Annotated in this window: 13 protein-coding genes; 4 read left to right on the top strand and 9 right to left on the bottom strand. The window is 68.3% G+C overall.

All coding sequences use genetic code 11. The features are described 5' to 3' along the window. Window positions 1-283 precede the first annotated feature (283 nt). Window positions 284-844, top strand: a complete 561-nt coding sequence (locus ACFYX0_RS45245; protein ID WP_388980989.1) for a hypothetical protein — start codon at window positions 284-286, stop codon at window positions 842-844. 4 nt (window positions 845-848) lie between these two features. After that, window positions 849-1,754, top strand: a complete 906-nt coding sequence (locus ACFYX0_RS45240; protein ID WP_388980986.1) for a DUF4231 domain-containing protein — start codon at window positions 849-851, stop codon at window positions 1,752-1,754. A gap of 405 nt (window positions 1,755-2,159) precedes the next feature. Here the strand turns inward: ACFYX0_RS45240 and ACFYX0_RS45235 are convergent, their stop codons facing one another. From ACFYX0_RS45235 to ACFYX0_RS45215, 5 genes are all read right to left on the bottom strand, one after another. Next, window positions 2,160-2,351 (bottom strand): hypothetical protein, encoded by a 192-nt coding sequence (locus tag ACFYX0_RS45235; RefSeq protein ID WP_355924899.1) that lies wholly within the window; start codon window positions 2,349-2,351, stop codon window positions 2,160-2,162. Between the two features lie 86 nt (window positions 2,352-2,437). After that, window positions 2,438-3,151: a hypothetical protein gene (locus tag ACFYX0_RS45230; protein WP_355924897.1), complete on the bottom strand. Its 714-nt coding sequence runs from the start codon at window positions 3,149-3,151 to the stop codon at window positions 2,438-2,440. Continuing rightward, the gene (locus ACFYX0_RS45225) at window positions 3,151-3,720 is read right to left on the bottom strand and encodes a sigma-70 family RNA polymerase sigma factor (RefSeq protein ID WP_355924895.1); all 570 of its coding nucleotides are present in this window, start codon (window positions 3,718-3,720) and stop codon (window positions 3,151-3,153) included. Before ACFYX0_RS45225 ends, ACFYX0_RS45230 begins: the two co-directional genes overlap by 1 nt. Next, window positions 3,717-3,941 carry a hypothetical protein gene (locus tag ACFYX0_RS45220; RefSeq protein WP_355924893.1) on the bottom strand — a complete coding sequence of 75 codons (225 nt, stop codon included), beginning with the start codon at window positions 3,939-3,941 and terminating at the stop codon, window positions 3,717-3,719. Before ACFYX0_RS45220 ends, ACFYX0_RS45225 begins: the two co-directional genes overlap by 4 nt. A 305-nt stretch (window positions 3,942-4,246) precedes the next feature. Continuing rightward, window positions 4,247-4,402, bottom strand: coding sequence for a hypothetical protein (locus ACFYX0_RS45215; RefSeq protein ID WP_355924891.1), 156 nt, complete (start codon window positions 4,400-4,402; stop codon window positions 4,247-4,249). 618 nt (window positions 4,403-5,020) lie between these two features. On the opposite strand from ACFYX0_RS45215, the gene ACFYX0_RS45210 reads away from it, so the two are divergent. After that, complete coding sequence (locus ACFYX0_RS45210) at window positions 5,021-5,461, top strand: helix-turn-helix domain-containing protein (protein ID WP_355924889.1); 441 nt, start codon at window positions 5,021-5,023, stop codon at window positions 5,459-5,461. Between the two features lie 848 nt (window positions 5,462-6,309). Here the strand turns inward: ACFYX0_RS45210 and ACFYX0_RS45205 are convergent. The 4 genes from ACFYX0_RS45205 to ACFYX0_RS45190 form a co-directional block, all read right to left on the bottom strand. Next, complete coding sequence (locus tag ACFYX0_RS45205; RefSeq protein WP_355925289.1) at window positions 6,310-6,705, bottom strand: sec-independent translocase; 396 nt, start codon at window positions 6,703-6,705, stop codon at window positions 6,310-6,312. Window positions 6,706-6,793: 88 nt separating this feature from the next. Next, window positions 6,794-7,723, bottom strand: a complete 930-nt coding sequence (gene tatC, locus ACFYX0_RS45200; RefSeq protein WP_355925291.1) for a twin-arginine translocase subunit TatC — start codon at window positions 7,721-7,723, stop codon at window positions 6,794-6,796. A gap of 29 nt (window positions 7,724-7,752) precedes the next feature. Then, complete coding sequence (gene tatA / locus ACFYX0_RS45195; protein ID WP_355925293.1) at window positions 7,753-8,004, bottom strand: Sec-independent protein translocase subunit TatA; 252 nt, start codon at window positions 8,002-8,004, stop codon at window positions 7,753-7,755. Window positions 8,005-8,356: 352 nt separating this feature from the next. Then, window positions 8,357-9,451: an alpha/beta hydrolase gene (locus ACFYX0_RS45190; protein WP_355924381.1), complete on the bottom strand. Its 1,095-nt coding sequence runs from the start codon at window positions 9,449-9,451 to the stop codon at window positions 8,357-8,359. 437 nt (window positions 9,452-9,888) lie between these two features. Between ACFYX0_RS45190 and ACFYX0_RS45185 the strand changes: the two genes are divergently transcribed. Then, window positions 9,889-10,272, top strand: a 384-nt coding sequence (locus ACFYX0_RS45185; protein WP_388980983.1) for an enoyl-CoA hydratase/isomerase family protein, incomplete at its 3' end; no start/stop codon positions are given.

Genomic DNA, 10,272 nt, shown 5'->3' with positions numbered 1-10,272 from the left:
GCGTCAACGTCCTCTGGGCTCTTCTGCGCGATGACCGGTGCTACGAGCTGACGCCACCGACCCCGCTCGCGGCTTGACAAACGGCATTAGGAATCCCTATTGCGCCGTGCAGACGGCTCCGCTGTCGTCGCCGACGACCGGGTCGCGCCGCACGATGCCGAAGCGTTCGAGGCGAAGCGCCGGGGCCGGGCTGGCTGATCATCCCGCTGACACAGCCTTGAACCCCGTGGCAGGGTGCGGTGATCGGCTCAGCAGACGGCAGGGGGCTCCCGTGGAAGCACGGATGTGGAACGGACTGGTCGGCGTCGCGAAGGAGACGTACACCGCCTCGCTGGGCGAGGGGACCGTGCCGCGCCCGCTCATGATGCCGCTGGTGCGCGGCGAGCTAGTCGGGCTGATCTGGGTCCGCCCGCTCAAGGTCGGCCAGGACGCGCTCGCCGGGATCGCCGAACTCGCGAACATCGCCGCGGCGGCCGGCGCGGACGAGGTCGTCCTCGCCTGGGAGACCCACGACGTCGCCACCGCCTGCGAGCTGCCGATCGTCGGCCCGGCGCCGTGCCTGAACATGGTGCTCGCCACCCGCGACGGGCACGTCCTGCACCAGTTCCCCTACAGCGAGCAGCTGCTGTCCCGCAGTCCCGAGGGCTGGGCGTCGGTCGCCCCGGACTGGAGGCCGGCCCCCGCGCCGCAGCCCGGCGGCGAGCTGGTGCCGCCGATCCAGGCCGCGGTGAACTTCTCCTTCACCCCGGTCGAGCTGGACCACCCCGATCCGTTCGGCGTCACCGTCGTGCTGATGGAAGAGGACGGCTACCGCATCAGCCTGACCGAAGCGTTCGCCCGCTGAGCCCGTGGCACGGGACTTCGACGACGACGCGCCCCGCCGCATGCGGGACGCGAACGAACTGGTACTCGCCCGCCAGCGGGACGCCGACGAACGGATCTATGTGGTGACCACCAACCTCGTCATCGACGCCCAGGAGAAGCTCGCCCGGCGCCGGCGGCTGGACCGCATCTGGCGCGCCGGGGCGGCCGTCAGCTGGCTCTCCTTACTCACCGCCGTCATCGGCACGGGCATCGCCGCGTTGACCACGGGTGACCCGGCGCGGTTCGTCCTGGGCGATCTGATCTGTGGCAGCCTGCTCCTGATGTCCTTGCTGGCGCTGGTCGGCGTGCACTTCGCCGGCCGGGACCTGCCCACCCTCCAGCGCCTGGAGGCGCAGTTCGCCTCCGCGCAGGAGTCGCTGTGGAAGCAGAAGGTCAGGAGCAACCCGGACCTGGACGACCGGCGCAAGCTCTACCGCGAGGAAGTCACCACCGCGATCGAGCAGTACCAGGCCGACAGCCGCAAGTACCGGCGGATCCACAACAGCCTGCAGACCCTCATCATGATCGGCTCAGCCTCCACGACCACGATCGCGGCCCTGGACACCGGCAAGGAGCTGACCTGGCAGAGCGTCACCCTGACCGGGATCAGCTTCGCCATCACGGTGGCCGCGATGTTCACCGGCTACTACAAGTTCCGCGAGCGCAGCTACTTCCTCCAGCAGACCGCCGACGCCATCGAGGAGGAGGCCAACGCCGTCCGGCTCGGCATCGGTCCGTACAGCGAGTACGGGCCCGGCCGGGAGGACGAGGCGCTGAAGCTGTTCACCCAGCGCGTCGAACAGCACCGCAACGAGCAGCGACGCCGCCAGCAGCAACTGGACCAGCCCCCCGACCAGGCACCTCCCACCTCTGCGTCCCCGCCGGCCTGAGCTGCGACCGCTTCAGCGGCCATCTGGCCAGCACACATGCAGCTGTGGCCCCGAGCACATCAAATGTTCGTTACCAGCGCCCAAGCGGAGTGGTTGAGCCGCTGTCAGGGAGCGATCTCGGGATCGATGAGAAGGCATTGGGTGGCCCCTGCACTGAGCGCAGGGGCCACCCGGGCCCTGCGGTTCTGTCAGCGCAAGGCATTACGACGGTAAACGCCGACGGGCGTCCCTGCCTGCTTGATGCGTCGCCCGGGTGAGGGGCATCAGCCCGGCCGCCAAGAGCGGCAACCGATGAACGCCTACCCCCGGAATCTCGCCCTCCAAGCCGTCCCACCAGCCGTCTCACCGTATGAAGGCGCCCCGCACACCGTGTGCGGGGCGCTTCTGATCTGAGCGTCGCCGGAGTCAGCCGATGTTTTCCGGGTCGATGCCCTGCGCGCGTGCGAGGGCGAACAGGACACGTTCGACCGTGTCCAGACGCCCGGTGATCGACCGCTCCCCTCGCGTGCCAACGGCGTCGGCAAGGGAGTCAGCGAGGGCAACGGCGGTGTCCTCTTCCGGGCCGCAGGCCCCATCTTGGACGACCAGCGCCGGCACCAGGACTGATTGGCGTGATGGCTGCTCTAACACGCCGGGCCTGCCGTCTGGAATGGGTCTCACGCGCCGCCTTCTCCACCGCTGACTCAGTGGCTTGCCAGTTCGCTGGGCAGGCGTGTGGTTTTGATGAAAGTACTCAGCTCATTCCCCCATGGGACGGCGCGGGCGAATCCTTCGGCGAGATGAGTGCTGGGCCGTACAGGTTGGGGAAGGTGGCGGTCGCAGGTGAAGCCCAGCATGCGGGCCTGCGCCCGCCACAGGCGGGCGTCCGGGCTAACCCCGACAGCGGCGTGGTGGGCGGCGAGCAGGTGGGCGGCGAGGGGGTCCTCTCCGCCGGCGGCGAACCGCCACCAGTACAGGGCGCTTTCGCGCCGGTCGAGCGTGTAGAGCAGGCAGGCGAAGGTACGTGCCCCCCTGGGGTCGTAGTCGGCGGCGAAGTCGGCCAGGGAGTCGATGTCGTTGGAGCGCAGCACCAGCTCGCACAGCCGCCGCACATGATCGACCAAAGCCGTGGGGCTGGAGGCCGGGTCCGGGCAGAGGATCGGCGTGGGACGCCGGCGCAGGCCGCGGCGCGTGCGCGGCCGGGTCCCTGCCGGGCGGCTGGGTACCGGTGCCGCCGTGGGCGACGGCACCTGGGCGCGCTGAGGGGCGGCAGCCAGGACGGCGCGGGTGACTCGGGGCGGCCGCGCGGACTCCTGGGCGATGCGGACAGCCAGGCGTCGCATGAAGTCGTCGGTGTCGTGGTGGTCGTAGGTGCGGTGTAGGGCCTGTGCTTCGGCGCGCAGGAGATCTTCCAGCATCAGGACTTCCCTTTCCCCGAATCCGGGAGACCGATGAGGCGGTAGAGGTTCTTCAGACCGAGGTGGACGTTGGCTTTCGCGGCGCCTGCTGTGATGTCCAGGCGCGCGGAGATCTCAGCGAAGTCGAGCTCCGCGAGGTAGCGCAGGCGCACACAGTTCGCCTGGAGAGGAGCGCGCTGTTCGAGTTCGGCCAGGGCGCGGTCCAGGCTGTCGTGCCCGCGCAGCAGCAGCAGGTCGTCCGCGGTGGGCACGTCGGCGTAGGAGAGTTCGCCGTAGCTGACCTCCCAGTCGGTGGTGCGGGCACGGCGCCGGTAGAAGTCGGCGATCGCGTTCTCGAGTATGCGGTGGGCGAGGGCGATCGGGTTGGGATGTGCCAGGATCCGCTCCCATTTGCGGTACATCACCACCGCGGCGTCCATGAGCACCTCATCCGCATCGTGCGGGTTGCGCGTGCGAGCGCCGGCGACCCTGATGAACTCGCTCTTGTGGCCGGTGAAGAACGCTTCGAAGTCGGTCGGGAGTTCGGCGGGCTCGATCACGCCGAAGTCCTGCTCGTCAGGACTGGTCACTGCTCCTCCACAGCGGGCGGCGGAACGGCGGTCCCCGTAGCGGGGTGCAGTCCGGCGGGCAGGACGGGGGGTGGTGCGAAAACGCGTGCGCGGGAGCGGTGCTCGTCGCGAGCCAGCGAGGCGATGCGGACGACGCGTCGGACGACGGCGTCGAAGGCAACTGCGGTCATCCGGCAGGCGCCGGCCACCGCCAGCGCGTGCCAGGCCCAGTGAAGCCCCACGGACCCTCCTTCTGCTCAACTTGGCCCCCGCACCGCGTCGTTGCTGAGCGGGGGGAGACCTCGCGGTCTCATCCCCTTCACCGCTGGGGAGGCCTCCGGGAGTTAACTCTGCGGCACACGTTTTTGACGGAGTGCAACGATCCGCTTGTGACTCACCGTGTGACCTGCACCCACGCATCGTGCTGTGATCGATATCACGTTTACCGTTCATGTGTTCGCCAGGGCTCGCCACCCCGAGCCACCCTCGCGCTACACGTGTTCGAACACACGGAGGGGGCGGCTGAGCGGTCCGGGCGCAGGTCCAGCTACCCGGTCTCCGGGTGGAACGCGACGGCAGCAGCGATGTCGGGCCAGCGGTCCAGAACGCTGCCGCTGGCCGCCGGGAGCTCCCAGGCCCGGTCGGCCATCGGCCCGGCCAGCACGGCGGCGAACTCGGAGGGCTCCCGCCCGTCCCGCTTCACGGTGGTCGGGCGGCGCTGGCAAGGGCCACGCCGCCGCCGTTGTTCTTCGCGGCCAACCGGGCCTGCTGCAGCGCGACCCGGGCGCCGGACAGCTCCGGGGCGCCGCCCTCTGTCGGGTCTGGTCGGTGGTGGTCCGTTCGGTCACGTCGGCCTGGCTCGGGGTCCTTGTGCTGGATGCCCTGGCACCGCCGTCCGGGGCACCGACGAAATGCGCTGATCAGGGACGGGGCCGAGCTCCCGAAGATCGTTTCCCGTCCACTCCGAGAGTTTTCCCCACCGCCCAGGTGAGACCGTCCAGCGGGCCCGCACTCGGCAATGTCCACCGTTACCGGCATGGACGAGGGCGCGCCGAAGCTGGCGGCACGGCGGTGATCAGGCGATGCCGATCCGCCGCAGCCTGGCGTGTCACATCAGAAGGGTGCCGGCGCCCCGCCCCCGGGCAGTGAACCCGGACAGCGTCGGCAACTGCCCCGCTTGACTTGTAAAATACAAGTTAGGATTGAGATTGCTACCACGGAGGCCTGACTACTCCGGCCCATCGGAGCTCGGGTGCCCTAATGAAATGCAAGCTGGGCTGTCCAGGAACCTGCGGTTCGCCGCGACGTAGAAGGAGGCAACGTGCCCGAAGCCACGCGTGACGAGCCGTCCTGCTCCATCGAACGCAGCCTGCAGGTGCTAGGCGAACGCTGGACCCTGCTGATCATCCGCGAGGTCTACATAGGAAAGCACCACTTCACGGAAATCCAGGCATCACTGGGCATCGCGCCGAACCTGCTCAGCACGCGGCTGAAGACACTGATCGACGCGGGAGTCCTCCGCAAGCGGACGTACCAGGTGCCGGGAAGCCGACATCGCGACAGCTACCACCTGACCCCTGCCGGCGAGGAACTGCAGGTGATCCTCGGCGCGTTTCAGCAATGGGGTGACCGCCACCGACCGCGCCCCTCAGGCCCCTCTGTGCAGCGGCGCCAACGCTCCACCGGGCGGCCGGTCCACGTCGGTTTCATCTCCGACGACGACGCGCACGAGGTCGCTGCTTCGGACATCGACTTGCTCTAGGGGCCGACAGCCGTCTGTGGCAGGCGAAACCACGTTCCAGACCTCCACCTACTCCCACGCCCTCACCACCACGGGCCAGCTCGTCACCGCGCTCAAGAAATCACGGCTGTGACTGACCGTGCTAGATGGCCACTTTTCGAGCTGGTTGGCCAATCTACGCACGTTAGTCGGCCAGGCTCTTCACAGCTGGACATCCGTCACGTTCCACGGCTGCCATCGCCCACCTTCGTGCCGGTAACCGTGAGGAACGCCTCTAGAGCGTCCAAGGAGGGCGGCCTTCAGACGGAGTTTGCGCCGACTCCGGATGCGTCGTCGCTCTTCCCCCTCGGGATCGTCGACGCTGACCAGGGACGGCGAAGGCGTAAAGGCCACCGCTCGCACCGAACACTGAGCCAAGCCGCACTACTGCGCGCGCTACCCGTACCCATAAGGGAGCCGACCTCCGAAGCGAGCAGCGGGGCATCCGCCCTGGCCCCTTCGCCGGGACGGATGCGGTGCGGGCTCGACCCGACGGCGACCAGTAGCGCGCAGAGCACGGTGGCGCCGACACCGATCAGAAAAAACACTCCCCGCCGCAGACTTCGCACTGCGCCGTGGATGGGGTCCCCCGGCTTGTTACGTGGCAATCCGAGGCCAACTACTGCAACCGGGCGATCAGCCCGGGTGTCGCACTCGATGAGCGTGAGCAGTCGCAGCAGCGGGCAGCTGAACTGCACATCCTCGCCTTTGCGCCTGCGCTTGACGTGCTGGGCGGGTGTGATGCTGCCGGTCCTGCCCACTGTCAGGTCGGCAGGACCGGTCGCATCAGCGGATCGGCTGGCCGGTGAGGCATGAAGATCGGTTACTGGCTACTCCGCAGCGCGCGCGACGTCGGTGCGGTGGTGGGGCTTTGTCGGCCGCGCGGCTTCCGAGGTGGCCAATTGCACTGTCGCCACGGCCTCCTGGGCGTCTTCCGCGATGTCGTGACGCAGGTCCTGGATCTCTTTCAGGCCGTAGTCGTCGCCGTGGGCGGCCAGCTGCTTGCGCACGAAGGTTTTGGGGTTGAGGTCCTGGAAGTCGAATTCCTCGAATCCGGGGCCCAGTTCGTTTCGGATGTCCCGCTTGCCGCTGTCCGAGAACTCCCGCACCTTGCGGAGGAATCCCATGACTTCGTTGATCATCTTGGGGAGCTTGTCCGGACCAAAAATGAAAACCGCGACGACTGCGAGCGTGACAATTTCGAGCGGACTTACATCGAATATCACTCTACGGCTCCTCGAGCATTCGGACGGCGAGGCATTGTCGGAGTCTGTCTGCCCGGGCCCTTCCCGGGGTGGGGGCTGCACGTCGGATTCAATGGGTGGTGTCCACCTGTTCCGGGGGCTGCAGGGTGGTGGCGCTGACATCGGAGGGGGTCAGGTCGATCGGGGAGGCCTCGTCGTCGCCGAGTCGGTGGTCGGGGTCGGCGGCCCGGCGGTGTGCCTTGGCCCGGTCGTGGAGGGTGGTGATGGCCAGGGCGGCGAAGAAGAGCAGGGTGATGGGTACGGCAAGGGCGATCATGGTGATCGGGTCGCCGGTGGGGGTGGCGACCGCAGCGAAGACGAAGACGGCGAAGACGATGGTCTGCCACCGGCGGTGCAGGGCGGCGGCGCTGAGGACGCCGAGGAAGTTCAGCAGGACCAGCAGCAGGGGCAGTTCGAAGGAGAGGCCGAAGACGAGAACCGTGCGCAGGAAGAAGTCCAGGAACTCGTCTCCGGGCAGGGATAGGGAGAAGGCCGCGGGGTTGAAGCTCGTCAGGACCTCGAGGCCCTTGGGGAAGAACACGTAGGCGAGGTAGGCGCCGAGGCAGAACAGGGGGAGGGCAGCGACGGCGAAGCCGAGCCCGTACCTCTTCTCCCGCTTGTACAGCCCGGGGGCGATGAAGGCCCAGAGCTGGTAGCTCCACACCGGCGCGGCCATGACGAACCCGGCTGTGACGGAGACCTTGAAGCTGAGGGACAGCGGGGACAGGATCCCGGTGTTGACCAGCAGGCCGTTGGGGCACTGCGGGGTCGGCCGGCCCACGCCGTGAACGTGTTTGAGGGCGCAGGCCGGGCCGGTCAGCTGCTGGAGCAGCCAGTCGCGCAGCAGCCACCCGACAATGGTGGCGGCCGCCAGGGCAAGTATCGAGACGCCAAGGCGGTTGCGCAGCTCGCGCAGGTGCCCCGTGAGCGGCATGACCTCCTTCGACGCCTGTCCTGCCCTGGCGGGAGGGGAGGATGTGCCCTGCTGGATGTCGTTCACCGTGTGTCCTTACTCTCTGGGCGGTGCGCTCAGACCACGCGGGGGGCCGGCTCCGTCGGGGCGGCCGTCGGAGCGGCAGGTTCGGCCGAAGCGGCCTGGATCACGCGCGACTCGGCGGGAGACGGCTGGGCGGTGTCCGTCTTCATCGCGGAGACCTCGGACTTGAAGATGCGGAGGGACTTCCCCAGCCCCCGCGCGGTTTCGGGCAGCCGCTTCGCCCCGAAGAGCAGCAGCACGACAGCGGCAATGATCAGGATTTCCAAGAAACGGTTCTCGAGCATCTGATTCTCACTCCAATTCCGGTGCCAAGAGCACGGGTTTAACATCCCGGCCGACTGTGCGGCCGGGACGTGAACTCGATTGCGGTGCGGGTCGGACCTGTGGCGGCCCGCAGACCCCACTGAATTCCGGGGACTAAGGGGGGTGACATCCCGGGACGTGGCTGCGCGGCTCGAAGCCGAGCCACGCCACCGCCTCGCCGGCGGTGGGCGCCACGCTCCCCCCACCGCGCCGCCGCGTCAGGACCGTGCCTGTGATTCCTTGAACGCGGCGACGAGTTCGTCGGTGGCCGTGTTGGGGGGGTGGTGGGGCCGAGTGGGTGGGGGTTGAGTGGCTCGGCCCCACCGAGCGGGGTTATCCGGCGTGTGTGGTGCGCGTTCCGTCGCGGTACGGGGCCAGGAAGGTGGTCAGCGCTGTGAGCATTGCGTCGGGCGCTTCTTCGGCGACCCAGTGGCCGGTATCGGGGATGACCAGGGTCTGCACGTCCTGTGCGGCGGCCTTCATCGTGGCCCCGGCCCCGTCACCGACGCTTGCCGCTCCGCCGATCGCCAGGACGGGCATGGTCAGCAGGCCGGCCTTCTGGCGTTGGACGTTCTGCGCGAGCGTGGTGTCGAACGCCCGGTAGAAGCCGAAGCTGCCGCGCAGCGCGTCGCGGTCGGAGGCAAGGGTGCTGATGTAGTAGTTGACGGCGTAGTCGGGCAGCTTCTTCACGGCGTTGATGTCGAACTCGAAGCCGAAGAAGATGCCTTCCCGTCCCCTGACGAGCAGCTCGTTGATCGTGGCGAGGCGGTTGAAGCCGATGTGCCAGATCCGGTCGTTGAGCCACTCGGGGCCGAAGGCCGGCGGCGAGGTGCTGATGCCCGGCAGGGGGGCCTCGGCGACGATGAGGCGCTCGACCCGCTCGGAGTGGTCGGCGGCCAGGGCGTAGGCGATCGGCATTCCGGTGTCGTGGCCGGCCACGGCGAACCGCTCGTAGCCGAGTGCGTCCATCAGGGCGGCCAGGTCGCTGGCGATGGAGGCGGTGTCATAGCCGTCCTGGGGCTTGTCGGTCAGGCCGATGCCGCGCTGGTCGACGGCGATGACGGTGAAGTCCTGGGCCAGCGTGGGCATCAGCAGGCGCCAGGCGTACCAGGTCTCGGGCCAGCCGTGCACCAGCAGCAGGGCCGGGCCGTTGCCGCCGATGACCACGTGCTGGCGGATTCCGTTGGCCTGGATGAACCGGCTGGTGAAGGTGTCGGTGAACCCGGCCGGGAGGTTCGGTGCCTGCGAGACGCTGCCGAAGCCGGTCGCGCTGCTGCCGGGCAGCCGTCCGCGGGCGGTTCCCGCTTCGGCTGCCGCAGCCGACTGGGTGGGGAGCACGCTGAGGGATGCGGCGCCCGCTGCGGCCGCCGCTGCGACCGAGGTGGCAAGGAATTTCCGCCGGGAGTGCGGCGGGAGTATTTCGGACACGGTAAACCTCCTGGGTTGGTTGGGATGACCTGCTTTCAGGAAGCGATCGTGTGAACGCCGTCCCTGGGGCCGGAAGGAAGCATGCACTGCCAAGCTAGATTTTTGCAAGTCAGCCTTCCTCCGCTGGCACGGCGGCATACGCGGCAGGCAACCCGGCACCCCCCGATCAGGCCGGCAGGGGGTTTCGTTCTGCCGCTTCGACACCGCTCAGCCGCGTCCGCACGGCGTGACCGGCAAGACCAGTGCCCAGCCGCAAGGGATGCCAGATCGCCGCTGCGGGCGGGCGGTTGGGTCAGTCGATCGATGGCGGCGGGGAGGTGCGTCGCGCGCACGTGCGGTGCGTCCACCGCGTCGAAGGCGAGCTTCATCAGGGCACCCATCGAACCTTCGCCCGCCCGGATTGACTTTCAAAGTTGTAGTCAGCTACTTTGCGGCGCATGACAAACGCACAGCAGTTCCATGTGACCGAAGTTTCGCCGTCCTACTGGAAGGTGACCTTCTCCAACGGCCCGATCAACCTCATGGACGTGGACACCATCGAGCAGCTCGCCGCTCTGGTGGACCGCATCGAGCAGGCGCCTGACCTGACCGTGGTCGTCTTCGACAGCGACAACCCCGACTTCTTCATGGCGCACTTCGACTTCCTGGCGGATGGAGCGCGTATCGCCGCCATGAAGCCCGGCCCCACAGGGCTCCACCCCTACTCCGACAACTTCATCCGCCTCGGCAAGGTCCCGGCCGTCACGATCTCCGCGATCAAGGGGCGCGTCCGCGGAGCGGGAAGTGAGTTCGTGCTGGCAACGGACATCCGCTTCGCCGGA

The organism is Streptomyces sp. NPDC002573, assembly GCF_042889625.1.
GTDB lineage: Bacteria > Actinomycetota > Actinomycetes > Streptomycetales > Streptomycetaceae > Streptomyces > Streptomyces gibsoniae.
The sequence above is the reverse complement of the archived record's forward strand: the minus strand, read 5'-3'. Positions and strand labels throughout refer to the sequence as shown.

Coding starts and splice junctions, on each gene's coding strand:
- ACFYX0_RS45245 (WP_388980989.1), top strand. CDS start 284: ATGTGGAACGGACTGGTCGGCGTCGCGAAGGAGACGTACACCGCCTCG.
- tatA (WP_355925293.1), bottom strand. CDS start 8,004: ATGCTCGAGAACCGTTTCTTGGAAATCCTGATCATTGCCGCTGTCGTG.
- ACFYX0_RS45230 (WP_355924897.1), bottom strand. CDS start 3,151: ATGCTGGAAGATCTCCTGCGCGCCGAAGCACAGGCCCTACACCGCACC.